The organism is Allosphingosinicella sp., assembly GCF_036387215.1.
GTDB lineage: Bacteria > Pseudomonadota > Alphaproteobacteria > Sphingomonadales > Sphingomonadaceae > Allosphingosinicella.
The window spans coordinates 1-22,867 of record NZ_DASVUE010000024.1 but is presented as its reverse complement, the minus strand read 5'-3'; the positions used below and the strand labels follow the sequence as shown (position 1 = coordinate 22,867).

28 protein-coding genes and 2 pseudogenes are annotated in these 22,867 nt (G+C 67.4%); 21 read left to right on the top strand and 9 right to left on the bottom strand.

Annotated elements, in window-relative coordinates; genetic code table 11:
- On the bottom strand, positions 1 to 371 hold a 371-nt coding region (locus tag VF662_RS01145), incomplete at its 3' end, for a helix-turn-helix domain-containing protein (RefSeq protein ID WP_464136703.1).
- A 91-nt stretch (positions 372 to 462) separates the two neighbouring features.
- Here VF662_RS01145 and VF662_RS01140 point away from each other — a divergent pair.
- A complete protein-coding gene (locus VF662_RS01140) occupies positions 463 to 975 on the top strand; it encodes a DUF6456 domain-containing protein (protein WP_464136701.1) in 513 nt (170 codons plus the stop codon).
- Between the two features lie 21 nt (positions 976 to 996).
- Here VF662_RS01140 and VF662_RS01135 read toward each other — a convergent pair whose 3' ends face one another.
- Together VF662_RS01135 and VF662_RS01130 are read right to left on the bottom strand one after the other, a co-directional pair.
- Positions 997 to 1,251, bottom strand: a complete 255-nt coding sequence (locus VF662_RS01135; RefSeq protein WP_464136698.1) for a hypothetical protein — start codon at positions 1,249 to 1,251, stop codon at positions 997 to 999.
- 130 nt (positions 1,252 to 1,381) lie between these two features.
- Positions 1,382 to 2,767, bottom strand: coding sequence for an MATE family efflux transporter (locus VF662_RS01130; protein WP_464136695.1), 1,386 nt, complete (start codon positions 2,765 to 2,767; stop codon positions 1,382 to 1,384).
- Positions 2,768 to 2,877: 110 nt separating this feature from the next.
- Between VF662_RS01130 and VF662_RS01125 the strand changes: the two genes are divergently transcribed.
- The 3 genes from VF662_RS01125 to VF662_RS01115 all read left to right on the top strand — a co-directional run bounded on the left by VF662_RS01125 (position 2,878) and on the right by VF662_RS01115 (position 5,272).
- Positions 2,878 to 3,522: a glutathione S-transferase family protein gene (locus VF662_RS01125; protein ID WP_464136693.1), complete on the top strand. Its 645-nt coding sequence runs from the start codon at positions 2,878 to 2,880 to the stop codon at positions 3,520 to 3,522.
- A 65-nt stretch (positions 3,523 to 3,587) separates the two neighbouring features.
- Positions 3,588 to 4,436 (top strand): energy transducer TonB, encoded by an 849-nt coding sequence (locus VF662_RS01120; RefSeq protein ID WP_464136690.1) that lies wholly within the window; start codon positions 3,588 to 3,590, stop codon positions 4,434 to 4,436.
- Positions 4,433 to 5,272, top strand: a complete 840-nt coding sequence (locus VF662_RS01115) for a phytanoyl-CoA dioxygenase family protein (RefSeq protein ID WP_464136688.1) — start codon at positions 4,433 to 4,435, stop codon at positions 5,270 to 5,272. Before VF662_RS01120 ends, VF662_RS01115 begins: the two co-directional genes overlap by 4 nt.
- Before the next feature lie 5 nt (positions 5,273 to 5,277).
- On the opposite strand, the gene VF662_RS01110 is transcribed toward VF662_RS01115, so the two are convergent.
- The 3 genes from VF662_RS01110 to VF662_RS01100 form a co-directional block, all read right to left on the bottom strand.
- Positions 5,278 to 7,056, bottom strand: coding sequence for an SLC13 family permease (locus tag VF662_RS01110; RefSeq protein ID WP_464136685.1), 1,779 nt, complete (start codon positions 7,054 to 7,056; stop codon positions 5,278 to 5,280).
- A gap of 183 nt (positions 7,057 to 7,239) precedes the next feature.
- Positions 7,240 to 7,494, bottom strand: coding sequence for a hypothetical protein (locus tag VF662_RS01105; protein WP_464136683.1), 255 nt, complete (start codon positions 7,492 to 7,494; stop codon positions 7,240 to 7,242).
- Positions 7,495 to 7,966: 472 nt separating this feature from the next.
- On the bottom strand, positions 7,967 to 9,055 hold the full coding sequence (locus VF662_RS01100; protein ID WP_464136681.1) for a surface lipoprotein assembly modifier: 1,089 nt from the start codon (positions 9,053 to 9,055) through the stop codon (positions 7,967 to 7,969).
- A gap of 174 nt (positions 9,056 to 9,229) precedes the next feature.
- On the opposite strand from VF662_RS01100, the pseudogene VF662_RS01095 reads away from it, so the two are divergent.
- Positions 9,230 to 9,622 (top strand): annotated as a pseudogene (locus VF662_RS01095) (FecR family protein); the annotation flags it as partial.
- Between the two features lie 259 nt (positions 9,623 to 9,881).
- Here VF662_RS01095 and VF662_RS01090 read toward each other — a convergent pair.
- Both VF662_RS01090 and VF662_RS01085 read right to left on the bottom strand, forming a co-directional pair.
- Positions 9,882 to 10,274 carry a hypothetical protein gene (locus tag VF662_RS01090; RefSeq protein ID WP_464136706.1) on the bottom strand — a complete coding sequence of 131 codons (393 nt, stop codon included), beginning with the start codon at positions 10,272 to 10,274 and terminating at the stop codon, positions 9,882 to 9,884.
- 30 nt (positions 10,275 to 10,304) lie between these two features.
- Entirely contained in the window at positions 10,305 to 10,496 is a 192-nt protein-coding gene (locus VF662_RS01085) for a hypothetical protein (RefSeq protein ID WP_464136704.1), read from the bottom strand.
- A gap of 230 nt (positions 10,497 to 10,726) precedes the next feature.
- On the opposite strand from VF662_RS01085, the gene VF662_RS01080 reads away from it, so the two are divergent.
- The 4 genes from VF662_RS01080 to VF662_RS01065 all read left to right on the top strand — a co-directional run bounded on the left by VF662_RS01080 (position 10,727) and on the right by VF662_RS01065 (position 12,028).
- A complete protein-coding gene (locus VF662_RS01080; protein ID WP_464136679.1) occupies positions 10,727 to 10,975 on the top strand; it encodes a hypothetical protein in 249 nt (82 codons plus the stop codon).
- Between the two features lie 113 nt (positions 10,976 to 11,088).
- Positions 11,089 to 11,211 carry a hypothetical protein gene (locus tag VF662_RS01075; RefSeq protein ID WP_464136676.1) on the top strand — a complete coding sequence of 41 codons (123 nt, stop codon included), beginning with the start codon at positions 11,089 to 11,091 and terminating at the stop codon, positions 11,209 to 11,211.
- A 435-nt stretch (positions 11,212 to 11,646) separates the two neighbouring features.
- The gene (locus VF662_RS01070; RefSeq protein ID WP_464136674.1) at positions 11,647 to 11,769 is read left to right on the top strand and encodes a hypothetical protein; all 123 of its coding nucleotides are present in this window, start codon (positions 11,647 to 11,649) and stop codon (positions 11,767 to 11,769) included.
- A 55-nt stretch (positions 11,770 to 11,824) separates the two neighbouring features.
- Positions 11,825 to 12,028, top strand: a complete 204-nt coding sequence (locus VF662_RS01065; protein WP_464136672.1) for a hypothetical protein — start codon at positions 11,825 to 11,827, stop codon at positions 12,026 to 12,028.
- A gap of 39 nt (positions 12,029 to 12,067) precedes the next feature.
- Here VF662_RS01065 and VF662_RS01060 read toward each other — a convergent pair whose 3' ends face one another.
- A complete protein-coding gene (locus tag VF662_RS01060; protein WP_464136670.1) occupies positions 12,068 to 12,292 on the bottom strand; it encodes a hypothetical protein in 225 nt (74 codons plus the stop codon).
- 109 nt (positions 12,293 to 12,401) lie between these two features.
- Between VF662_RS01060 and VF662_RS01055 the strand changes: the two genes are divergently transcribed.
- The 12 genes and pseudogenes from VF662_RS01055 to gp17 all read left to right on the top strand — a co-directional run bounded on the left by VF662_RS01055 (position 12,402) and on the right by gp17 (position 22,692).
- Positions 12,402 to 12,593 (top strand): hypothetical protein, encoded by a 192-nt coding sequence (locus tag VF662_RS01055; RefSeq protein ID WP_464136668.1) that lies wholly within the window; start codon positions 12,402 to 12,404, stop codon positions 12,591 to 12,593.
- A 128-nt stretch (positions 12,594 to 12,721) separates the two neighbouring features.
- On the top strand, positions 12,722 to 13,891 hold the full coding sequence (locus VF662_RS01050; RefSeq protein ID WP_464136666.1) for a phage portal protein: 1,170 nt from the start codon (positions 12,722 to 12,724) through the stop codon (positions 13,889 to 13,891).
- The gene (locus tag VF662_RS01045; protein ID WP_464136663.1) at positions 13,888 to 14,205 is read left to right on the top strand and encodes a DUF6127 family protein; all 318 of its coding nucleotides are present in this window, start codon (positions 13,888 to 13,890) and stop codon (positions 14,203 to 14,205) included. Before VF662_RS01050 ends, VF662_RS01045 begins: the two co-directional genes overlap by 4 nt.
- A complete protein-coding gene (locus tag VF662_RS01040) occupies positions 14,202 to 14,585 on the top strand; it encodes an HK97 family phage prohead protease (protein ID WP_464136661.1) in 384 nt (127 codons plus the stop codon). The genes VF662_RS01045 and VF662_RS01040 overlap by 4 nt, the downstream gene beginning before the upstream one ends.
- Positions 14,586 to 14,718: 133 nt before the next feature.
- Entirely contained in the window at positions 14,719 to 15,129 is a 411-nt protein-coding gene (locus VF662_RS01035) for a hypothetical protein (RefSeq protein WP_464136660.1), read from the top strand.
- 114 nt (positions 15,130 to 15,243) lie between these two features.
- A complete protein-coding gene (locus VF662_RS01030) occupies positions 15,244 to 18,252 on the top strand; it encodes a hypothetical protein (RefSeq protein WP_464136658.1) in 3,009 nt (1,002 codons plus the stop codon).
- Between the two features lie 301 nt (positions 18,253 to 18,553).
- A pseudogene (locus tag VF662_RS01025) lies at positions 18,554 to 19,677 on the top strand (phage major capsid protein).
- A 101-nt stretch (positions 19,678 to 19,778) separates the two neighbouring features.
- Entirely contained in the window at positions 19,779 to 20,045 is a 267-nt protein-coding gene (locus VF662_RS01020) for a spike base protein, RCAP_Rcc01079 family (protein ID WP_464136656.1), read from the top strand.
- Positions 20,045 to 21,460 carry a hypothetical protein gene (locus VF662_RS01015; protein ID WP_464136653.1) on the top strand — a complete coding sequence of 472 codons (1,416 nt, stop codon included), beginning with the start codon at positions 20,045 to 20,047 and terminating at the stop codon, positions 21,458 to 21,460. The genes VF662_RS01020 and VF662_RS01015 overlap by 1 nt, the downstream gene beginning before the upstream one ends.
- Before the next feature lie 56 nt (positions 21,461 to 21,516).
- Entirely contained in the window at positions 21,517 to 22,047 is a 531-nt protein-coding gene (locus VF662_RS01010) for a head-tail connector protein (protein WP_464136651.1), read from the top strand.
- Positions 22,048 to 22,057: 10 nt separating this feature from the next.
- The gene (locus VF662_RS01005) at positions 22,058 to 22,270 is read left to right on the top strand and encodes a hypothetical protein (RefSeq protein WP_464136649.1); all 213 of its coding nucleotides are present in this window, start codon (positions 22,058 to 22,060) and stop codon (positions 22,268 to 22,270) included.
- Entirely contained in the window at positions 22,267 to 22,692 is a 426-nt protein-coding gene (gene gp17 / locus VF662_RS01000; protein WP_464136646.1) for a tail completion protein gp17, read from the top strand. The genes VF662_RS01005 and gp17 overlap by 4 nt, the downstream gene beginning before the upstream one ends.
- The last annotated feature ends 175 nt before the right edge of the window (positions 22,693 to 22,867 follow it).

Sequence of the window (22,867 nt, the reverse complement as noted above, 5' to 3'; positions counted from 1 at the left end):
GGCGCAAGGCGGCTGCACCAGATCTCGTCTCCGGTTCGATAATCGCCGACGCCCGAGGCGACGGTGACCGCGACGAGGCCCGGCTCCGACTGCGGCGGGATGACCACGCCCGGGCGGCGCGGCGCGGTCGCTCCGTCATGGCCGAGCAGGGCGGCGACGGGGATGTCCTCGCGGTCGGGAAGCTGGACCAGGTCCGCCGCTTCGACGCCCAATGCCTTCGCGATCCGGTTCAGCCAGCCGACCGAGACGGTGCGGGTGCCGGTCTCGAGCCGCCCGATGGTTTGCGGCGTGGTCGGCGGGTCGCAACGGTCCGCGACGTCCTGCAACGTCATCTTCTTGGCGCGGCGGACTTCGCGGATGCGGGTGATCATGAGCATGCCTCGTAACCTTTGTGGTTATTTCTCTTTCCTACACCTGCGCCGCAATGGCAAGAGACTTCTTGCATCCGAATCGGGAGGTATCGTGGCTGGTCTGAAGCGTAACAGGTTGCTCGTCGAAAAGGCTTTCCCTCAGGACGAGCAGCCGCGGAAATCGAGGAACGGCGGGCGGGCGAGGGGAAGGCCGGCCCGCTCCGTCACCGTGAACATGGCGGAATCGCCGCTTGGGTGGCTGCGGGCGCGCGGGCTGGTCAGCGAACGGCAGCTGGCTGCGGGCGAGCAGCTGCGCGGCGATTGGGAGCTTGCCCAGCTGGGCCCGCGGGTGACCATGAGCTGGGATGCCGCGCCGCTTGCCAATGCCGCACGGGCCGCCCCCGCCGGCGCCGATCCGACGGAGGTGCAGCTTGCCGCGAAGCGCCGCTTCGACGCCGCCGTGGCGCATGTCGGCGAGGGACTGTCGGACGTGCTTTGGCGGATCGTCTGCGCGGGAGAAGGGATGCGCGATGCGGAGCGGGCGCTCGGCTGGCCCGCGCGGGCAGGCAAGCTCGTCCTCGGCCTCGCGCTCGACCGGCTTGCCGATTACTACCGGATGAGGTGAGCGTGCTTGCCGCGGATCGGATCAGGCGGCGCGTTCGACGTCCCAGACGGCGCGGAAGCTGCGGCTGTGGCCGCTGCCGCGAAGGCTCGCTTCGGCAAGCGGAAGGGCGGTGGCGCAGAAGCCGCATTCGGCCATCAGCCGGCCCACATACCAGTGGGTGCGGCCGCAGCCGGGGCAGTGATTGACCTTATCCTCGCGGTAGACGACGTGATAGCCGCGGATCATCGGGTCGTGGAGATGAGCTTCGGCCTGTTCGTTACTGACTACGCTGAGCATCACTCGTGTCCTTCCTCGAGGTCCGCTTGTATCACCCGGCCAACGAGCGATGAATCGTTTGTTTCCATCGCCGAATCGATTGTGCGAAATTGTGACTCGTGCGCAACAATCTGGGTAAGCGGCTGGAGAGTCAGGCACTTCCAAGCCGGAGCGTTTCGCGCCGCATCCAGCGCGCGAGCATCAGCACCGAGACGACGGCCAGGCCCGCGGCAAGCCCGATCCAGACGCCGAGCCCCTGCCAGCCCGCGCCGAACGCAAGCGCGAGGCCGACGCCGAGGCCGATGATCCAATAGCCGCAGGCGGCGTAGATCATCGGCACCGTCGTATCGTGGAGGCCGCGTAGCATGCCGGCGCCGACGGCCTGAGCGCCGTCGAAGATCTGGAACAGGGCGGCGACGCCGACGAAGGAGACCGCGAGCGCGATCACCGGCGCGTTGGCGGGATCGCTCTCGTCGAGGAAGAGATAGACGAGCGCCTCCGGCGCGGCGAGCATCACGAGGCCCATCAGCGCCATGAAGCCGACGCCGAGCGTGAAGCTGGTCCAGCCGGCGCGGGTGATGCCGGCGGGATCGTTGCGGCCGAGCGCAAGGCCGACACGGACCGTGACCGCCTGAGAAAGCCCGAGCGGGACCATGAACGAGAGCGCGGCGATCTGGATCGCGATCGCGTGGGCGGCGAGCGATGCAGTGCCGAACAATCCCATGATGAACACGGCGGCATTGAAGATCGTGATCTCAAGGCCAAGCGTGACCGCGATCGGCAGCCCGAGCTTCCAGACGTCGCGGAAGCGCTGCCAGTCGGAGCGCCAGAAGCGCCCGAACAGGCGGTAGCGGCGGAAGCGGCGGTGCCGGGTCACGACCAGCGCCATTCCGGCGAACATCATCGCGTTGGTGACGGCGCTGCCGATGCCGGAGCCGAGCAGTCCCAGCGCGGGGAAGCCGAGATGGCCGAAGATCAGGATGTAGTTGAGGAAGGCGTTGCAGAGCACTCCGCCAAGCGAGATCAGGAGCGACCAGATCGGGCGTTCGAGGGCAGCCACGAAGGAGCGGAGGACGAGGAAGAGAAGCGCGGGCAGGAAGCCCCATTGCAGCGCCCGGACGAAGCCCGCAGCATCGGCCGCGAGCACCGGATCCTGGCCGAGCGCGAGAAGGATGGCCTCGCCGTTCCAGAGGATCGCAAGCACCGGCACCGAAAAGGCCGCCGCGGCCCACATGCCCTGGCGGACGGTACGGCGGACTTCGCGCACCGAATGGCGCCGCGCGCCGAGTTCGCGCGCAAGCATTGGCGCGGTTGCGGTGACGAGGCCCATTCCGAAGATCAGGAAAGCCGTGAAGAGATTGACGCCCAGCGATCCGGCGGCGAGCGTCCGCGGCCCGGCCCAGCCGAGCAGCACCACATCGGTGGCGTGGATCAGCGCCTGGGTGAGGTTTGTGAGGACGAGCGGATAGGCGAGCAGGAGCGTTGCGCGGATCTCGGCGCGCCAGAGCGGGCGTTCGGGAGAAAGGCGGCCGGGCATAAGCGTGTTGCTAGGTTGCCCGGGGGGAAGATGCCACCCCTGCCGCTTGAGCGGAGGCCGGAACTGGCGTACGAAGGTTTCATATCGAAACTGAGAGGGGAGTGACTGCGATGATCGTCTATGGTTCGTCCTTGTCGCCTTACGTCCGCAAGGTGCTGGCATTCGCGGCCGAAAAGGGGATCGAGGTGGAATCCCGCCCGATCGGAATTGGCGATCGGGACCCTGAGTTCAGGGAAGCGAGCCCGTTCGGAAAGATGCCGGGCTTTCGCGACGGCGATTTCGCAATCTCGGATTCGACGGCGATCGTCACCTATCTCGAAGCGCTCCACCCCGAGCCCGAATTGATCCCCTCCGACCCGAAAGCGCGTGCGCGGACGATCTGGTTCGACGAATTCAGCGACACGATCATGATGGCGTGCGGCGGCAAGATGTTCTTCAACCGGGTCGTCGCGCCCCGTTTCCTGAAGCGGGACGGCGATCTCGCGGCCGCCGACAAGGCCGAGCAGGAGGAGCTTCCGCCGATCCTGGACTATCTGGAGACCGTCATTCCTGACAGCGGGTTCCTGGTCGAGGACCGGCTGACGCTGGCGGATATCTCCATTGCAAGCCCGTTCGCAAATTTCCGGCACATGGGCGTCAATTGTGTTGCGTCGAGGCCCAGGCTTGCGCGCTATGTGGATGCGATCCTCGCAAGGCCCAGCTTCGCTCCCTGGGTGGAACGCGAGGTCGCTTTCCTGGAGCGCACCGCAGCCTGAGCGAAGCTGCTCGGACAGGTTCTGGACATGTGAGCTGCGCTAGACCAGCCTCTCGACCGGGCGAAATGCCCGCTCCGGTGATGCTGAAGGTCGCGAACGGCATGATGCTTCGAGTGGACGAACGGAACAGGGACCGGCTTGGCTCCGCGATCGGGGTCGGCTTGTTCCATGCGCTGCTCGGCTACGCCTTCCTGACCGGCCTCGGCTTCCAGCCCGCTGAGGCTGTGACCGAGCAGCTGAAGATGTTCGACGTGTTCGAACAACCTCCCCCTCCCCCGAGCGAGCCCGCAGCACCCGAAAAGGTGAAGGAGACGCACGAGGTCAAGCCGAAGGACCCCGAAGGTGCTGCGTCCCCGGCCAACCTCCGCGATACTCCGTCCGAGATCGTTGCGCCGCCGCCGGAGATCCGGCTCCCGGTGCCGCCGCCGGTGGTCGCAGCTCCGGTGCCGGGCCAGGGAAGTGCGGATTCGGCGGGGGCGGCCGACGTGCCGGGGCCAGGCACGGGCCGCGGCGGGTTCGGCAACGGGCTTGGAAGCGGCAGCCAGGGCAACGGCACCGGCGGCGGTGGGGGAGGGATCGGCCGGGGCTCTCCCGTGCGCTGGCTTCGTGGAAGAATCTACGATTCCGATTATCCATCCCGAAGCCAAGGCACCGGAAACCGCGAAATCGTCTATCTTCGCTTCGTCGTCGACCGGGATGGGCGTGTCCGCAATTGCGCCGCAACACGCTCTAGCGGCAACAGAGAATTGGACGAGACCACCTGCCGTTTGATTGAGAAGCGATTCCGCTACCGGCCCGCCCGAAATGCGGAAGGTCTTGCGATCCCGGTAGTAATCACCGGCTTACATGATTGGGACGTGAGGCCCGAGCCGCCGCCGATCGATGTTGAACCCGACATTCCGGATGACGAATGATGGCCGGCTCGAGCGATTACGTCGAAAGCTATTGGCGGGACGGCTATGCGGTGGTCCAGGGCGTGTTCGGCCCGGATGAGATCGATGAGATCGCGGCCGCGGCCGAGCAGGTTTACCGCGAAGGCGTGAGTCACGGCCGGAGCTTCCGGCACGGCAACCTCTTCTACAATGTGGCGCCTGGGCCGGACGGCGAACCGCTGGTGCGGATGGCTCAGTGGCCGAGCTATCACCAGGCGCGCCTCAACGAGGTTCGGCTGGCGCGGCGGATGTCGGAAATCCTCGAGCCGCTGATCGGGCGCGACCTCAAGCAGATCATCAACCAGATCCACTGGAAGGCGCCAGGCGCGGCCGGCGATTTCGCCTGGCACCAGGACTCCCGCTTCCGCTTGCCTGAGGAAGCCTATCGCAATCTCGGCACCTCCTACGTGCAGACCGGGCTGGCGATCGATCCGCACAATCCGGAGAGCGGCGGGATGCGCTTCATCCCGCGCAGCCATTCGAAGGGCGCGCTGGAGCTCGATACCTCGACGGAGGTGCTGGGCACGACGATGAGCGACGAGGCGCTGACCGCGGCGGGCCTTTCGCCTGGCGACGCGGTCGACCTGGTGCTGGAGCCGGGCGACCTCGCGCTCTGGAGCCCGTATCTGGTGCACGGATCGGGCACGAACCGCTCGGACCATCGGCGGCGGCTCTACATCAACGGCTATGTCCGCGCCGAGGATTGCGACAGGGGCGAATGGGCCTTCCGGGACGGGCAGCCGGTCCCGCTCGGGCCGGAGCCGGCGCTGGTCCATTACGAGGCGCTCTACGAACGCGGCGAGCCGCATTACGTCTGAGCGCGTCAGCGCACCGGCCAGGTGAGCATGATCAGCGGCACTCCCACCAGCACGACCAGCAGCGACAGGGGTGCCCCGAGGCGGGCATAATCGCCGAACCGGTAGCCGCCGGGCCCCATGACGAGCGTGTTGCACTGGTGGCCGATGGGGGTGAGGAAGTCCGACCCCGCGCCGACCGCGACCGCCATCAAGAAGGCCTCGGGCTTGTAGCCGAGGCCGGTGGCGAAGACGGTCGCGATCGGGGCCATGACGAGCACCGTCGCTGCATTGTTGAGGAACGGGGTCACCGCCATCGCCGCCACCAGGATCAGCGCGACGGCGCCCCAGGCGGGGAGCGTCGAGGCGGTGCTCGACAGCCAGCCGGCGATCACCTCGGTTCCGCCGGTGGTCCGAAGCGCGTCGGAGACGGGGATGAGGCAGCCGATCATGACGAGGATCGGCCACTCGATCCGCGCATAGGCCTCGCGGGCCGGAAGGACGCCGGCCATCATGATGAGGGCAGCCGCACCGAAGAAGGCGATCGCGACGGGGAGAAGCCCGGCCGCAGTCAGGGCCATCGCACCGCCGAGGATGACGATCGGGATCAGGCCCTTGCCGCCCCTTCCGAGCCTGAGGCTCCGCTCGGCGAGCGGGAGGCAGCCGAGGTCCCGCACGCGCTCCGGCAGGGTGGAGAGCGGCCCTTGAAGCACGATCACGTCGCCGGGGCAGAGGTTGATGTCGCGGAGGCGCACCGAGAGCCGCTCGCCGCTGCGCGAGACGGCGATGAGGTTGACGCCGTGGCGATCGTGAAGCTCGATGCGCCCGGCATTCTGGCCGACCAGGATGGAATCGCGGCCGATCACCGCCTCGATCACGCCGATGTCGGACGCGGCGGTTTCGGTGACCGCGCCGCGATGCTGGCCTTCGAGCTGAAGGCCGGCCGCTGCGATCGCGCGCTCCAGCGCTTCAGGCTCGCCTTCGAGGATCAGGACGTCGCCGGCGTGGAGCTCGGCATCGGGGAGGGGAACTGTGCGGCGCCGCTCGCCGCGGTGGAGGCCGGTCACCTCGACATCGCCTTCGGTCAATGCCTTGAAGGCTGAGACGGTCTTGCCGTCAGCCGGGGAATTGCGAGGGATGCGGGCTTCGGTGACGTAATCCTGGATGTCGACCGCCTCGCCCATGGTCGGCGCCGCGCGGCGGTTGGTGGGCAGCAATTTGTAGCCGAACCGGAGGAAGATGAGCCCGCTGATTGCAAGGCCGAGGCCGACCGGGGCGTAGTCGAACATGCCGAACGGCTTGCCCGTCATCTCCTCCCGGACTCGGGAGACGATGATGTTGGGCGAGGTGCCGACCAGAGTGATGAGGCCGCCGAGCAGCGATCCGAACGACATCGGCATCAGGAAACAGGAGGGGGAGGAATGCGACTTCTTCGCCATCTGGAAAGCGGACGGCATCAGCATCGCGAGCGCGCCAATATTCTTGACGATGGCGGACAGGAAAGTGACCGAGGCGACGAGGATGATGAGCTGCGATCCCATCCGGCTGAAGCCGGCGGTCGCCTTGGTGATCAGAGCTTCGATCACGCCCGAGCGCGCGACTGCGGCGCTGATCACGAGCGCGGAGGCGACGATGATGACGATGTCGTCCGCAAAGCCGGAAAAGGCCTTGTCGGCAGGGACGATGCCGATCGCGACCGAGGCGAGAAGGGCGATGATCGCGACCAGGTCGTAGCGGATGCGGCCCCAGATGAAGAGACCCATCATCCCCGCGAGCACCGCGAAGGCAAGCATCTGGTCGGTCGTCATATTTCCCTCAAGGCGGCAGATCGCCAACGCCGCTGAAGGGATTTGGGCTCAAAGCATGAGAGAAAATCGGCGCAAGCGGCGCTGCCGCAGATGCGCGAACGGCGCCGCCGAGGACCGGCGACGCCGTTTGCCGCCCTTGCGGGCAAGGCTGCGGATCAGTAGGCCGAAGCGCGACGCTGCAGCTTAGGGGCTGACGCCCTTCTTGTCCTTCTTCTTCGTCACCAGGAGGATGATGAGGATGATGAGGATGATGCCCGCGAGGGGAACGATGATCCCGGTGCGGCGAAGCTCGCTGCCCTCGACGCTTTCGTCGGCGGGAGCGGCCTGCGGTGCGGCGGCCGCACGCGAAGTCGACGCCGCGGTGCCCGCTGCGGCCACCGTCGGAGAGACGATCAGCGCGGCGGCCGTGGCTGCTGCAATGAGGCGTTTGAAAGCCATTTGAATCTGTACCTTGTTCTGGTTCTGGTCGGCACCGCCACTATGCAGAAGCAGTGCGGCTCCACAAGCCGGAAACGCAGGCGAGCCGAAGGGCGCGTCGCTTCCGGGCCCGGGTGATGGAAGTTTGCAACATGGGCGCGCACGTTCGTCGCAGGATAAGGCGGTTTCGCAGAGCGGCCGTGGCGAAAAGGTGCGGGGGAGCCCTATCCAGGGCCGGAAGCTTCTTTCGAGGCTGACCAGGAGCCCGGCGGCACCCGCTAATCCCCCCAGCGGGCGCCGTCGAAGGGGAAGGGCCACCCGGCAACGACCCCAGGCTTCCGGCCGGAAGCGAAAGCTGGCTTTCGCCCGCTCCCACGGGAAACGGCAGCGGCACACGCGAAATCCACCTCGCACGTGCCAGAGGGCCGGAAGCGCTTCATCCCCGCTTCCGGCCCTTTTCGTATCCGGAGCGGGCGGCTGCGGAGGCGGGGGATCAGAAGCTGCGCTGAAGCCCCAGCCGGACACGGTGCCGCCTGGCGTCGAAATAGCCGATCGAGCTCCACGTGCGGCCGTAGCTGTAGCTCACGGAGGGGTAGAGGCCGAGCGCGAGCGGGCGGCGGGCGGCGAGCGAAGCGGAGGCGTAGAAGCGCCAGTCCTCGCGCGGCGACGGCGACAGGAGGAGGACCGGCTCGTCGAAGCGCGCGCGGCTGAGGCCGGCCGAAATGCTGCCGGTGAGGCCCGGGCCGAGGTGCCGCCCGAGCCCGCCATAGGCGCCAAGCTCCGTATAGGAATAAGCCTCCTCCCCCAGCCAGTCCCGCCGGGCGAACAGGCCGAGCGAGCCGGACGTCACCGGATCGAGGACGGTTTCATAGGTGAGGTAGGCGCCCGCATGGGTGCCGCCGAAATCGCCTCCGTAGTCGGAGCTGAAGCGCCGCGCCTCGAGGGAGAGGGAGAGATGATCGGTGGAGCTGAGCTCGCCGCGATAGCGGCCGCGGACGCCCAGTCCCGCCGTCGCCGAGATGCCGCCATACCAGCGGTCGAAGCCGATGAGCTGAACCGTCGCTTCGCCGCCGCCCCACTTGAAGCTCGGACCGGCGGCGATGAGGAGAGAGACGTCGTCGGTGGCGCTTCCATCGTAATCGAGCAGGTAGCCCTCGGCGTTGAGGAGGAGCCCGGCGCCGCTGCCGATCGGCAGCTCGATCTCGCCCGAAGCCGCAAGGCCGCGGCCGATGCCTCCATGCGCGCGGAGCTGCGGGTCGAGCGCGACCGGGAGCGGTTCCGCGCCATAGAAGATCGGGATGGTGCGATCGTCAGTCGAGTTGGTGACGTTGCTGTCGGCGAGGACGCTTGCATCGACCACCAGCCGGTAACGGGCGGAGGAGGTGCGGGGCGTGCCGTCGGCAGGGTCCGGCGCGGGTGCCGGGGCGGCCTCCGCGCGGCCCGGGGAGAGATCTCCTTCGATTCGCAGGGCTTCGTAGTCGAGGCGGGCAGGGTCGTTGAGAGCGAAGGCTGACAGCAGCAGCCACGCGCATGCCAGTCCGGCCGCTGCCGCCTTAGTCCTGCCCTGGCCGCTCGATCGCATGCTCGGGCGCCTATCGCCATGGTGTTGAAATATCGTTGAGAAGCCGGCTGCCGGAGCGTTGCTAACGCCGCATTATCCATCGGCATTCAGGGCGCGAACACCATTGCCGGCTAGGCTTGCAGTGCAGCACGACCGCCATTTTCAAGAGCGCGGCGGCCAGCGGAGTATGAATCAATGCGTGTCGCCGCCCTTGTCCTCGCCTTCCTGAGCCTGGTCGTCAGCAATCCGGCATTGGCCGCGGTCGCTCCGTGGCGGGTGAGCGAGGTGTCGGGCGTCGTGAAGCTGCGCAAGGGCGCGCAATTGCTGCCCGCCGCGCGAGGCGCGACGCTGGGTGCGGGCGACCTCATCCTGACGGCGGCGAGCGGCCGAGCGGTGCTCGTCCGGGAACGCGAATTCGTCGTGGTCGGCCCGAGCACCCAGCTTCGGCTTCCGGAGGCGGGCGCCGAACAGGGCATCGTCCAGATCATCGAGGACTTCGGGCGCGCCCTGTTCAAGATCGAGAAGAAGTCGACGCCGCATTTCGGCGTTCGAACGCCGCTCCTCGCCGCGCTCGTCAAGGGCACGGAATTCGTCGTGACGGTCGAGCCGCAGCGGAGCTCGGTCAGGGTCGTCGAGGGCCGCGTCGAGGTGGCGACCAGCTCGGGCGCCGCCCGGCGGCTGGTGGACGCGGGAATGGCCGCATCCGCCGAAGCCGCCAGCCCCGAGTATCTCTCGGTCGGACCCGCGCCTGAGGCAAGCGAGGAAGACGCCGCCCTGCTGAGCAGCGCCGCCGAAGCCGCGGCGGTTCCCGGCTCCGGACCGGACGAGGCGCAGCAGGCTGATGAGCCTAAGACGAACGGTGAACGCCTCGATTATGCGCGTGTCCTGGATTTCGAGCCGGGCGGCGCGCTGCAGCCTCCGGCGGGGGAGCAGCCGCGATTGGCGGGTCTCCTCGGCGGAATTCCCGGCTTCCCCGCTCCGCCCGCGCCAGCTCCGGAGCCCGCTCCGGCGCCGGCTCCTGCCCCGACGCCAGCGCCGATCGCTGCTCCAGCTCCGGCACCGACGCCTGCACCGGCGCCCGCTCCAGCACCGGCGCCAGTTCCGGCTCCGGCGCCAGCGCCCGTTGCAGCTCCGGCGCCAGCCCCAGTCCCAGCCCCAGCTCCGGCGCCCGCTCCGGCGCCCGCGCCCGCGCCCGCTCCGGCGCCAGCCCCTGCGCCAGCTCCCACGCCAGCTCCTGCACCGGCGCCAGCTCCGGCGCCCGCGCCCGCGCCTACTCCGGCTCCGGCGCCAGCTCCCGCACCGGCGCCAGCGCCAGCTCCAACGCCCGCGCCATCTCCTGCGCCTGCGCCAGCTCCGGCGCCCGCGCCTGCTCCGGCCCCAGCCCCAGCTCCCGCGCCCTCGCCCATTCTAGCCCCGCTTCCGATGCCTGCTCCAGCTCCAGCTCCAGCCCCGGCTCCAGCACCAGCGCCCGCTCCGGCTCCGGCGCCCGCTCCGGCGCCCACTCCTCCTCCGCCGCCTCGGACCTGCTTGCTGGGGCTCGTTTGCCTCTGAGCGCGCCACCGATTTGTCGGACGAGCGGGCGGTTTGATCGTTTCGGTGCGGATTCGTCGAATCGGAAGTCGCGGCAGTCGATCAGCGCGGGCCGGAGCACGGCGGCAGGGTTAAGAGCCTCTCCAACAAAGGGAGGTTCCGATGCACACCAATCTCAGCGATCGCGAGGCGCGCATTCCGGCGCTCCGCGGCTATTCCATCCTCTACCGCGAGAACGAGGTGAACCACTGCCCCGGCTGCGGCCGGACGCATTGGTATATCGGCCGGCTCTCGGCCGAATGCGGCTTCTGCGCCACCGCGATCCCGCTGGCCGAGGGCCGGCTGCAGGCGGGTGCCGGCGGGCATAGCCGCAACTGGAAGCCGTTCGAGCCCTCGCTGCTTGCCGCCTGAGCGGGGGCACCGGAGCGCCCCCGCCTGCAGGAGATCAGGACCGGCTGTAGCTGTAGCTGAAGCTGCTCGAGGAGGAGCTGGAGCTGCTGCTCGCATAGGAGTAGCTGCGGGACGTGGAACTCGAACTCGAGCTGCTGCTCGAACTGGAGCTCGAGCTTGAGCTCGAATGCGAGCTGGAGCTGGAGCCGCCGCAAGAAGGCGGCGGTGGCGAGGGACAGCGGCGCGGGCGGCAATAGGAGCCACCGCCGGCTCCGGTTACGTGAATAAGCTCCTGGGCTTTCAGTTCGCGCATTTCTCGCTTCTCCCTGCTTGACCTTGCCTGGCTTGGCGCCGCCGCTCGGCGGGCGCACCCGCTGCAAGCGCCGAGCGCCATTGTAGTTCCGGAGGACATTAGCGCCAGCGGAGAAATTGGAACCGATAAGGCAAAGAGTCCCGATATAGTCACCCTATTGTGGCACCGAAGAAAGACGCTCCCGAAGTGCGCGCCAGACGAGCGAATTGCGGGGCACTCGCCTGCCAAGTTCTACAAAGGTCCCCCGCCGATCTAACGCCCCCCCTTCCCGAGCCCCAGGTGGTGACCAGGGGAGGGGCAGGCGCGGCCGTTCCCCGCCTTTGTGCCGTCTTGCCATGGCAGCGGCGGTGGCACAGGCGGGGTGGGTGGGGAGCAGTGGATGAAGTTCTTGAACCGCCTTCGTGGCCGCGGGCGCTATTTTGTCAGCAGGGGAGACCATTGGTTCCTGCTGGCGGTGATCGGAACCATCGTCGCGATCGCAGCGGTGGTGATGATCTACTGAGGCCGGAACTTCGGGCGTTCCGCGAGCTTTTGCTGCCGAGACATTGGAGGCGCGGATGATCGGGAAAGTGGTGCGGATGCTGGTCGGGCGGTCGATGGCGCGGAAGCGCGGCCTCAGCGGCGCTGCGGGCGCAGCGGCGGGACTGCTTGCGCCGTTCGTTCTGAAGAAGGCGGGCGGGCTGGTGAAGAAGGGCGGATCGGCCGCCATCGAGGCGCGGCGGCGGCGGCGCGCACCGACCTATCTGGAATCGATCAACTAAGGATGTGAGCCGGAGCGGCTTGATTGCTCCGTAACAGCCTTATCTGGTGAGGGCGGCGACCGCGATGCGCGGGTTGATCCGCTCGGGCGGGATCTTCTCGACGGACGCGATCAGGCGCTCGGTCTTGCCGGGCGCGGCCTCAGGCGCCTCGATCGTTGCGAGGAAGGCCTGGAGCTTGACCGGATCGGGCTTCGGCTCCGCTTTCTGGGCGCAGCCGATGCAGGCGAGCGGGAGCAGCAGGGCGGCGGGCAAAAGCTTGATCATCAAGGACATAACGCGGGTGAGGCCGGGAGGGTCCCGCCTTCCCGCCGGCGGCGGGATATTGCGCCGGAGTGGGACGTTCCTTTCGCGACGAGCTGAAAGGAGCGCCTTAATGAGCGACGACAAGGATAAAGGCAGCCGCGATGAGAAGGCCTCGGGCGGGGCCGAAGGCGGGATGGCCGGCGGAAGCGCCGGCGGCCCAGGCCAGGGCAACAGCCTCGAAGATCTATCGGACGAGGCGGTCCGCGAAATGAAAGACCGCCGCGACGGGAAGGGCCATGCGGGCACGGGGGATTATGGATGAAGGCGTATTGTTTTCCAAACAGGTGAAAACAGCTTGACAGCGTGACGCTGATATGGCACTAAATGGTCATGCTCCGGAATTGCGCCTGATTCGCCTGCCGGGCTGATCCTCAAGAGCGGGACGATTACATGAAATGGTTTGGCCGCAAGGCCGGGCGGGTCTCCGTCCGGCCTTTTTTGTTGCGCGGGTGGCCCGGAGCGGCCGCCGAGCCCTGGCCGCGATCCTACGAGGCGCAGGTCCGGGAGGCCTATCTCGGCAATCCGGTCGCGCAGCGGGCGGTGCGGCTGGTGGCGGAGGGCGTCGCGGGATGCTCCGTCTATGCGATGGAGGAGGAGCGGGGCGGGCACCTTCCACCGTCCTCGGGACAGTCCCACTCCCCGTTCCGCGGAGGATCATTGGCGGCCCCGGCCTTGCTCGAGACGGCGGCGTCGCAGCTGCTGCTGCACGGCAATGCGTTTCTTCAGATCCTTTGCGATGCGGAGGGGGAGCCGGCGGAATTGTTCGCGCTGCGGCCGGAGCGGGTGAGCGTCGAGGCCGACGCGGCGGGGTGGCCGGCGGCTTACGTCTACAAGGCCGGAGAGGCGAAGACGCGGCTGGCGGCGCGGGACGGGCTCGGCCGGCCTTCGATCGTGCATTTGAAGGCGATGCATCCGCTCGACGACCATTATGGGCTCGGCTGCCTCGGCGCGGCCGCGGGCGCGGTGGCGATCCACAATGCGGCGACCAAGTGGAACAAGGCCCTGCTCGACAATGCGGCGCGGCCTTCGGGCGCCCTGACGTTCGAGCCGGGGGACGGGGCGGCGCTGTCGGCCGACCAGTTTCAGCGGATCAAGGAGGAGATGGAGGCGAGCTATCAGGGCGCGCTCAACGCCGGACGGCCGATGCTGCTCGAAGGCGGGCTTAGATGGCAGGCGATGAGCCTCACGCCCGCCGACATGGACTTCGTCGAGCTCAAGGCGGCGGCGGCGCGGGAGATCGCGCTCGCCTTCGGAGTGCCGCCGATGCTGCTCGGGCTTCCGGGGGATTCGACCTACGCCAATTACCGCGAGGCGAACCGGGCGCTGTGGCGGCTCACCATCCTGCCGCTGGCGGAGAAGATCCTGGTCGGGATTTCCAGCGCGCTCGGCGCCTGGTGGCCCGGCGTGCGGCTGGCGATCGACGTCGACCAGGTGACGGCGCTGGCAGAGGACCGGGAGCGACTCTGGGCGCAGGTCTCCGGCGCGGATTTCCTCAGCGCGGACGAGAAGAGGGAGTTGCTGGGCTTCGGCCCGGCGGACGGAAACGGAGAGAAGGAATGACATCGGAGAATGCGGCGATGCTGGCGCGGCTGATGGCGCAGGCGGAAGGGCAGGGGGCAGAGCTGGTGACGCTTCGGGCGCTCATCGAGGAGGCGAGCGAATGCGGGGCGGAGCGGGCGCTCGGCGCGCTCGGCCTGCGCGATCCGAGCGCGCGGCACGACATGCACGAACTGAGGCAGCTTCTGCAGGCCTGGCGCGATGCCAAGAAGAGCGCGTGGAGCGCTGCGGTCAATTGGGCGATCCGGATTTTGCTGGCGCTGCTGGTGCTGGCGATGGCGGTGAAGCTTGGGCTTACCGAATTGATCCGCCGATGAGGTTCGCCGGCTATGCGGCGATCTTCGACCGGCCCGACCGCGGCAGGGACGTTGTGCGGGCGGGAGCCTTCGTGCGGGCGCTGAAGCGGGGGGCGGGGGCGGTGCCCCTGCTCTGGCAGCATGAGGCGGGGCGGCCGATCGGACGGATCGAATATCTGAAAGAGGACAAACGCGGGCTGCGCGTGATCGGGCGCGTCGTGGACGGGCGGGCGGGGGCGCTCCTGAAGGAAGGCGCCGTCGGCGGCCTCAGCTTCGGATACCGGGTGCGCGAGGCGAGCGGGGAGGCCCCGCGCGAGCTCACCGACCTCGAGCTGGTGGAGGTGAGCCTTGTCACCTTCCCGATGCAGCCGAAGGCGCGGGTGCATTCCATCGAGAGCTGATCCCTTGGCGTGATCCAGCAGCTGCGCGTGCTCGCGCCGGCTTCGAACCAATTCGACACTTTAGACGACTTCACCACCGGCGCCCGTCGACGGGGCTCTTCGGCTGCCGATTTTCAACCCGCCCCAAGGAAAAATGACCATGGCTACTTACAACAAGTTCAACTCCTTCGTCGAAGCGCTGGCTGAGAAGGTGCACAATCTCGGCAGCGACACGCTGGCGGTCGCACTTTCCAACACGGCTCCGGTCGCGGGCAACAGCGTGCTGGCCGACATCGTGCAGATCGATCAGAGCAATGTTTCGAACCGGGCGCTGACGACGACTTCGTCGGCGCAGACCAACGGTGTCTACTCCCTCGCCGTAGCTGACAAGGTGCTGACCGCTTCGGGCGCCGTGCCTACGTTTCGCTACGTGATCGTCTACAACGACAGCGCCGCCAATGACGAGCTTATCTGCTGGTACGATTACGGCGCCAGCGGCGTGACTCTGGCGAGCGGCGAGACCTTCACCATCGACTTCGGCGCGAGCCTTCTGACGCTCGCCTGATGGCGGCTGGGCGGGCTGTTCGAGCGGCCCGCCCAGCATGCTGCCACGTGGCCTGCCATCATGCGGCCGCAGCACGGCACCGTTCACCTCAATGCTTTTCAGGAGAAGGCAATCATGCCTACGACTTACTATCTCAGCACCGGATCAACCACCGGCACGCGCGGTACGTTCAATAAGGCCATAGCCAAGGCTGGGGCGGGGAACGCCGCAGGGCAGATCAGCCTCGGCGCCAATCAGAATGTCCACTTCTACTGGCCCGCTGGGGAACCGGGGGTGGGAGCCGCCGGCACATATACCGTCAAGGTGCCCGTGTCGTCGGGCAGTGGCCAAGTTGATCTGCGCCGGATGAGCAGCGCAGACGTGCCGCAAGCCACTGTGAATATCGGCACTATTAATGGAGCCGGGAACCACGTTTTTACGGTGAACAATCCCCAGCTCGGAACGTGGGTCGCTGGTGATCGCCTGGCATTGCGGATTAGTTCTTGCACGATCGTTCTTGCTGCGGGCGACGGAGTCAATCAGCAGGTAATCGCGCCTTGGTCGGCGGCAGCCTCTTCGCCATACACGATGGCGGCCGATCCCGGCCCTTACGCTCTTGCCGGAGCCGCGGCGACGTTGCTCGAGGCGGAAGTGATGCCGGCAGCGGCCGGCGCCTATGCGCTGAGCGGCCATGCCGCAAACCTGCAGAATTCGGCCACTCTCGCTCAGCCCGGTACCTATGTGCTGGCCGGCACCGCACCGGCGAATCCGCCGCTGACGCTAGAGAACGTTAATGACGCAATCGCCGCGGCCTTGGTTGGAGGCGCAAACATAACAGTCGCGGCCAACGACGCGGCCGACACGGTCACCATTTCCACAAATGCCCTGAACCCTGAGCAGGTGCTCGACAGAGTAGCGGCTTCGTTGGTTGCCGGCAGCGGCATCAGCGTCGCGCATAACGATGCTGCGGACACGATCACCATCTCGGCGACGGACAGCCGCCTGACAGCGGAGGATGTGCGCGACATCATCGGTGCGGCTCTGGTGGCAGGCTCCGGCATGGCACTCGACGTGAGTGACGCTGGGGACACGATCACCATTTCGGCGACCAATCCGGGCCTTACGGCCGAGGATGTGCGCGATACGATGAGCGCCGCTCTTGTGGCGGGCCCCGGTGTGGCGATCTCCCCTAACGATGCTGCCGATACGATCACGGTCTCGGCGCCGTTCGATCACGAAGCGGCGCGAGACACGATCGCTGCTGCGCTGGTGGCGGGACCGGGGGTCACGATCGCCCCGAACGACCAGGGCGACACCATCACCATTTCCGCCCCAGGCGGAGGCGGTCAACAGCCAGCGGCAACGGTGGGCGTGTTCACGAACGTCAACACTCTCACCATACCGACCGGCACGAACGTCATCTACACCGAGGGCTACAACGTAGCCGGTCGCGGCGGCGCCAAATACGTCTTCGATGCGGCGATCGACGCCACGTTCGTTGCAGCCAATCCGCGCTGGGCGGTGCTCAGCGCCAACGGCCGCGGCTTCCGCCTCGCGCGCGAGCAGCGGATCGACTTCTCGATGTTCGGGGCGGTGCCCGACTATAATTTCCCGTCGGGTACCGGAACGGACAATCATGCAGCCTGGCTGCACATGCGGGCGTTCCTGCACGCCCACGCCCGGACCCCAGCCAACAACGCTTATTACAAGGCCGTTCCGCCGGTCTTCTTCGATCCGGGAACCTATTATTTCTCGGACGTAATCGACTGCACGGACGCGGCCTATTCGTTCGTCTCCGCACCGTCCGGCGAGTTCGCCGGCGCATGGTTCGTGTTCCACCAGAACGCGCCCGCCGGCATCATCGTGCAGGGCTGGGACACCCAGGGCGTGAGCGAGCAAAAGGGCAACACGCCTTCGGGCGGTTCGGACAGCTATTTCCAGGATATCCGCCTGCTTGCATCGGGTGGGTCGATCGGGGGTGCGCCGGGCTGGAAGGTGCGGGGGCGCGCGACCTTCGTTCGTTGCGCGGCTCACCAGTGGGGCGGGCACGGCTTCGACGTCGTCGCGGATGCCGCGAGCAGCAACGGCAACGCCAATTCGGCAGTGTTCGAAAGCTGCGCCGCGTCGGGCAACGGCAAGAGCGGGATCCGCTTCGCCGGCGGCGATGTCAATGCAATCCGCAACAACGGCTTCCAGGCCTTCTTCAACCGCGAGTTCGGCATCTGCGACGAGAGCTTCCTCGGCATCGATCACACGCAGTTCCAGCTCGACGGCAACGCCTACGCCAATTGGGGCGGCCGGTGGGGTGGCCCTGCATGGTCCCCGCCTCACTCCGGAAGCGTCTGCTCTTTTAATGGATCGCGCTACCGCGTCGTCCCGGGCCAGCATGCCGCGGCCTCGACGACGATGCCGGGCACGAACGGCGGCGTCTGGAAGCGACTGGGTCCCGGCGGCGAGGACGGCGTCTATCAGAAGTGGGAGACCGGTGCCACCTATGTGACGGGCGGCGCCTTCTACTGCGGCGGCCAGAATTATAACCAGAACAACAACAGCCGCTCGACCTTCCAGGGCTACTCCGAGCCGAACCAGCCGAGCGGCTGGATGAACTCGGAGACCTCGATCGTGATGCCGGGCAACAGCGGGTCCGACCATGGCGGGGCGCAGCTCTACCCGCGCCAGAACAGCCTGCAGTCGCCCTGCATCGGCGCCAATGTCGGGTCGGGGAGCGGCCGCACCTATAAGTTCCTGCTCGGCAACAGGTTCACCTACACGACCGGGCAGCACGAGGCGATCATCGCCCAGCTCGGCAGCGACAACCAGGACGGCAGCGCCTGGGACATGGTCTGCGATAGCGGCAACACGATCCGCTACCGCTATTTCGGGCTCGAAGTGTCGCCGATGACGATGATCGCGCAGAGCCCCTTTCAGCCTGCCGGTCGCACCACGAACCACGAATACGTGATGCAATTCGGCCGCGGCTGCTACATCGGCGATCAGGTTTTTCTCGGCGCGAGCAACGGACCGCCGGCGGACCACGACGACACGGCCTTCGGTTCAATCTTCTTCAATCGGCTCCCCGAGGCGGGCGAGCCTTGGGGCTGGCAGAAGCTGACCGACGGCACGTGGCGGGCCCTGATGCCGTAGCATCCGAGAAGCCGCAGGCGAAGCCTTCGAAAGCTCCGCCTGATGGGTCTCGCCGCATTCCACGTCTCCATGAAGATGGCGTGGAACCGCGCCGCGGATGTAGACTGGCCAAGCCCGTTCTTGCCGGTGGTTGTGGAGGGTGGGTGATGGCGCTGGATGTTCGGCGGGTTCCTTGATGCGGGCCCGGGCAACCGCTCGGGTGCAGCCTGACCAATTTCGAAAAGCAAAAGCAGCCGTATCCCGGATCAGGTTCGGGAAGACGGCAATATGTGAATGACGAGAGCGAGCGAGGAGAAGGCGAATGTATGAAGTGAAAGCGGACCCGTTGGAGGCGTCGTTCGAGGCGCTGGAGCGGCAGGATGAGGATGTGGCGCAGCTCCGCGAGGAGATGGCGCAGCTGAAGGCGCGGATGGACGCGCAGGCAATTGCCGGCGCCCGGCCCGCCTTGAGCGGTGCGAAGAGCCAGGGCTCCCCGTTCGTGGAGAACTATCTTCGAAAGGGCCTTGAGGCGGGGGTGGAGCTCAAGGCCATGGTCGGCACGTCCGACGCGGCCGGCGGCTATGCGGTGCCGGAGGAGATCGATGCTGCGATCGACCGGACGTTGACGGCGATCTCACCGATCCGAGCGATCGCCAATGTCGTGAAGGTCGGATCGGCGGGATACCGGAAGCTCGTGACTGCGGGCGGCACTCCGTCGGGCTGGGTAGCGGAGGATGCGGCCCGTCCGGAGACGGGATCTCCGACCTTCGTCGAAATCGCACCGCCGTTCGGAGAGCTCTATGCGAATCCGGCGGCATCGCAGGCGATGCTCGACGATGCGGCCTTCGACGTGGAAGCCTGGCTCGCGCAGGAGATCGCGACGGAGTTCGCGCGCGCCGAGGGCGCGGCGTTCGTGTCGGGGTCGGGCGTCAACCGGCCGAAGGGGTTTCTCAGCGCACCGGTGTCTGGCGCGGTGGACGGCGTGCGGCCGTTCGGGACGCTGCAGTTCATTATTCGGGCGCTGCGGGCGGCTTCCAGTCGGTCACTCCGCAGGACCGGCTGGTCGATCTCGTCCAGGCGCTCCGGCCGCCCTACCGGCAGGGCGCGGTTTTCGTGATGAACTCGGCCACGGCGGCCCGGATCCGGAAGTTCAAGACGGCCGACGGAGGTTTCCTGTGGCAGCCGGGGCTGACCGCAGGGCAGCCGGACACGTTGCTCGGCTATCCTCTGGTGGAGGCCGAGGACATGCCGGACATCGCAGCCGACAGCCTTTCGATCGCGTTCGGCAACTTCAGGGCCGGCTATCTGATCGCCGAGCGGACGGAGACGCAGATCCTGCGCGATCCCTTCACGCACAAGCCGTTCGTGCACTTCTACGCGACCAAGCGGGTCGGCGGGCAGGTGTCGAATTCTGAAGCGATCAAGCTGATGCGCTTCTCGGCCTGACGGGAACTCTGAATCCCCTCTCCCGGAAGGGAGAGGCTCCACGCGCCGTCCGGGTTCCCCCTCCCGGGCGGCGCACCCATTTCGACGAGAGGAGGCCGAACGTGGCCGATCGATTTTCAGGATATGCGGACAGCGTCAGTGCGCCGGCGGCGCGGGCGGTGGCGGTGGTGCCGCACGATGTGAACGAGCTTGCCGAGGTTCCGAAGGCGCTGTTCGTCGGGACCGGCGGGACGATCGTGATGCGCGGGGCCGGTGGCGGCGCGGACGTGGCGTTCAAGAATGTGGCGAACGGGGCAGTGCTTCCGTTCCGGCCGCAATATGTGCGCGCGACCGGCACCACCGCGACCGACATCCTGGCGCTTTACTGATGGCCGGGCTCGGGTTCGGCATCGGCCTTGGGCTGGCGCCGCGCGGCCGAAGCCAGGCGCCGTCGCTCATGCCGGCGCAGACGGTGATGCTGGTGGCCGGGGACAGCCTCGGCGGGCAGGCTGGGAATGGCAGCTCCCATCCGCTGCTTTGGGCGACGAGGAGGGTGCCGTTCGACCTCGCCTATGATTACCGGCTCCACAATATCGCGGTCGGCACGACTTCGGCGGACGGGGACGCGGCGACGATTCCAGTCGGCTCACCAATTCCGGAGAATGTTCGGCGAGGGCTGATCCATCCGGAGCGGATCTCACGCGACCAGGCGCTTGTCGCGGCAACCGGTGCGAAGGTCCTGCTGCTCGAAGTCGGCACGAACAGCGTGCCAAGCTCCGGCGCCGCGGGTTCGTTCGCGAATGTTCAAACCTATGTGGCGGCGATGAAGGCAGTAGGGGTCGAACGGGTGATCGTGGGTGCGCTGCAGCCGAGAATGTCGGGCACGAGCACTCCAAACCTCTACATGACCCCGGACGAGGCCAAGGGCTGCCGCGAATTCAACGCCCTGCTGCGGGGATGGGCGGCGAGCGACGGCTCGGTCTACGTCTATGACGGATCTGCCGGCGAAACGGACCAGGATCACGTTGTGGAATACGGCCCGCTGGGCGGCGGAGCGAACACCGCCGCCGGCGCCTCCACCTATGACGGGGTCCACTGGGGCACTGCACACGCGTTACGGCGACAGGATCAGCTGGTGGAGGTGCTCGCGCGGATCTTCCCGGTGCGTGCCGACCGGCCCTATTCGCTTGGATCGGACTATAGCTGGTCGATGAACCGCTACGGAAACGTGCTCGGCCACCGGGCCGGGTTCGTGGGCGCGGGATCGTACAACCCGTTTTCTGGAGGACCTTCGGGTTCCTTCGGCGACGGCTGGGTCTGCAACAGCAGTTCGGCGCTTCCGGCAGGCGTGACGGTGATCGGCTCCGAAGTTCAGGTGACTTATGCGGGGGCGCTCCGCAATGCCATCAAGGTGAGCGTCACCGGCACGCCGGCGGCGGACTTTAGCCTCGCGCTCCAGAAGGCTTCGGCGGTGCCGCTCGGGACGGACGCCGACCACAAGCTGCGGATGGACGGCAGCGAGAAGCTGCTCCACGAATGGGTGTTCGAGCTCGAGAATATCCGGCCGGCGGTGATTGCGGATCTCGGCATCGGTTCCCCCGGAACCGTTGGAGGCACCAGCCCCGCGGGGTCCGGCTTCAATCCAGTGGTGAGCGGCCGCTATGTGTGGCGGGAGCCGGGCGTCGGCCCGGTCAGCTCGGCAGCGGCGAGCTGCGTTCCGAAGATCGCCTTCTACTTCAGGGGCGGAGTGCCTGTCTCGGGCTCGATCACGTTCATTCACGCTTTTCTCGGCCACTCTGCCTGACGCGGATCGCGCATCAGTTGGCCTTCGCCGAAGCATAAGAATTCAGGAGACTTTCGATGGTGATCGAGGAGCCGGTTCAGCCGGGCGCCGCAGCCTTGGCGGCGGCAAAGGCCTATTTGCGGGTCGAGACGGCCGACGAGGACGGGCTGATCGCGAGCCTCGTCGCAAGCGCGGCGGCCCTTTGCGAAGCCTTCACGGGCCAGGTGCTGATCCGGCGCGGCTTCCAGGAAGTGCTGCCTCGGAGCGGGTGCTGGCAACGGCTGGGCAGGACTCCGGTCAGCGCGGTCGCCGCGGTGGAGGCGGCGGGGGACGGCGGCGTTTACGCTCCCCTGATGGCGGCGGACTACGCCGTCGACATCGATGCCGCCGGCGACGGCTGGGTTCGAGCAGGTGGGACGGGACGTGTCCGGATTTCGTATCAGGCAGGCCTGGCTGCCGACTGGAGCGGGGCTCCCGAAGCACTGCGGCAGGGCATCATCCGGCTAGCCGCTCATTTCTACATGCACCGCTCGGACGAGGAAGAAACCGCTCCGCCGGCCGCCGTGGCGGCGCTTTGGCGGCCGTGGCGGCGAATGAGGCTGCGCTGAGGAGGCCATCATGTTCGAACGTACTTTGGCCCGGATCCGCGTGAATGCGGATTTGCGAGCGGCGGCGAGAATCCAGGCGCTGGCGGAGCGAATGGAGCCGGCGCTGCCGCGAGGCGTGCGGGCTGAGCCGGCGCCGGAGGGCGTGCTGCTGTCCGGACGCGCGCTGAGGCGGCGGTTCGCGCTGGAACCGGCGCTCCGCTGGCTGACGGCGGTGCTGCGATGACGGGCGCTGCGCGGACGCTTCAGGAGGCGGCGATCGCGGCCCTACAGGAAGGCGCCCCAGGGATTGGCGGAGTCTATGACGGGCCGCCGGTGCAGGCTGCCTTTCCCTACGCGGTCGTGGAGTGCGGGCCGGAGACGGACTGGAGCCACAAAAGCGGCACCGGGCGAGAGCTTCGACTGGCAGTGACGATGAGGGATCAGGGCGAGCGGGCGGAGCGACTTCAGCGGCTGATGGCAGAAGCCGAGCAGGCAATGGCCGGGCTCCCGGAAGAGCTTGCAGGGTGGCGCATCGTTACATCCCGGTTCGTGCGGAGCCAGCTTGTGCGCGACGCGCGCGGCTCCGGCAGGCCGGCCACAGTAGAGGCGTGGGCAGGAGTGATCGAATATCGAGTGCGGATGCTGTCAGCCGCGCCTGAGGGATGATCAGGGCTTCGGCGCGCTCGCCAGCTCGGCTCGGTAATCTTCCTGCGTGTTCGAGCGGTAGATCGAAATCTCTTCCTGGATCCCCTGCTCGGCGACTGCGCGCTTCACGCCCATCGCCACTTCAGAGCTGACCAAGGAGGTTTTGAACAGCGCCTCCTTATCGCGGCAGGCCGCA

Excerpts from the sequence above, each read along its gene's own strand:
- VF662_RS01010 (WP_464136651.1), top strand. The coding sequence starts at position 21,517 with ATGGTGATCGAGGAGCCGGTTCAGCCGGGCGCCGCAGCCTTGGCGGCG.
- gp17 (WP_464136646.1), top strand. The coding sequence starts at position 22,267 with ATGACGGGCGCTGCGCGGACGCTTCAGGAGGCGGCGATCGCGGCCCTA.
- VF662_RS01050 (WP_464136666.1), top strand. The coding sequence starts at position 12,722 with ATGAAATGGTTTGGCCGCAAGGCCGGGCGGGTCTCCGTCCGGCCTTTT.
- VF662_RS01100 (WP_464136681.1), bottom strand. The coding sequence starts at position 9,055 with ATGCGATCGAGCGGCCAGGGCAGGACTAAGGCGGCAGCGGCCGGACTG.
- VF662_RS01035 (WP_464136660.1), top strand. The coding sequence starts at position 14,719 with ATGACCATGGCTACTTACAACAAGTTCAACTCCTTCGTCGAAGCGCTG.
- VF662_RS01115 (WP_464136688.1), top strand. The coding sequence starts at position 4,433 with ATGATGGCCGGCTCGAGCGATTACGTCGAAAGCTATTGGCGGGACGGC.
- VF662_RS01070 (WP_464136674.1), top strand. The coding sequence starts at position 11,647 with ATGAAGTTCTTGAACCGCCTTCGTGGCCGCGGGCGCTATTTTGTCAGC.
- VF662_RS01105 (WP_464136683.1), bottom strand. The coding sequence starts at position 7,494 with ATGGCTTTCAAACGCCTCATTGCAGCAGCCACGGCCGCCGCGCTGATC.
- VF662_RS01065 (WP_464136672.1), top strand. The coding sequence starts at position 11,825 with ATGATCGGGAAAGTGGTGCGGATGCTGGTCGGGCGGTCGATGGCGCGG.
- VF662_RS01055 (WP_464136668.1), top strand. The coding sequence starts at position 12,402 with ATGAGCGACGACAAGGATAAAGGCAGCCGCGATGAGAAGGCCTCGGGC.
- VF662_RS01125 (WP_464136693.1), top strand. The coding sequence starts at position 2,878 with ATGATCGTCTATGGTTCGTCCTTGTCGCCTTACGTCCGCAAGGTGCTG.
- VF662_RS01030 (WP_464136658.1), top strand. The coding sequence starts at position 15,244 with ATGCCTACGACTTACTATCTCAGCACCGGATCAACCACCGGCACGCGC.
- VF662_RS01110 (WP_464136685.1), bottom strand. The coding sequence starts at position 7,056 with ATGACGACCGACCAGATGCTTGCCTTCGCGGTGCTCGCGGGGATGATG.
- VF662_RS01130 (WP_464136695.1), bottom strand. The coding sequence starts at position 2,767 with ATGCCCGGCCGCCTTTCTCCCGAACGCCCGCTCTGGCGCGCCGAGATC.
- VF662_RS01060 (WP_464136670.1), bottom strand. The coding sequence starts at position 12,292 with ATGATCAAGCTTTTGCCCGCCGCCCTGCTGCTCCCGCTCGCCTGCATC.
- VF662_RS01015 (WP_464136653.1), top strand. The coding sequence starts at position 20,045 with ATGGCCGGGCTCGGGTTCGGCATCGGCCTTGGGCTGGCGCCGCGCGGC.
- VF662_RS01005 (WP_464136649.1), top strand. The coding sequence starts at position 22,058 with ATGTTCGAACGTACTTTGGCCCGGATCCGCGTGAATGCGGATTTGCGA.
- VF662_RS01135 (WP_464136698.1), bottom strand. The coding sequence starts at position 1,251 with ATGCTCAGCGTAGTCAGTAACGAACAGGCCGAAGCTCATCTCCACGAC.
- VF662_RS01040 (WP_464136661.1), top strand. The coding sequence starts at position 14,202 with ATGAGGTTCGCCGGCTATGCGGCGATCTTCGACCGGCCCGACCGCGGC.
- VF662_RS01045 (WP_464136663.1), top strand. The coding sequence starts at position 13,888 with ATGACATCGGAGAATGCGGCGATGCTGGCGCGGCTGATGGCGCAGGCG.
- VF662_RS01080 (WP_464136679.1), top strand. The coding sequence starts at position 10,727 with ATGCACACCAATCTCAGCGATCGCGAGGCGCGCATTCCGGCGCTCCGC.
- VF662_RS01120 (WP_464136690.1), top strand. The coding sequence starts at position 3,588 with ATGCCCGCTCCGGTGATGCTGAAGGTCGCGAACGGCATGATGCTTCGA.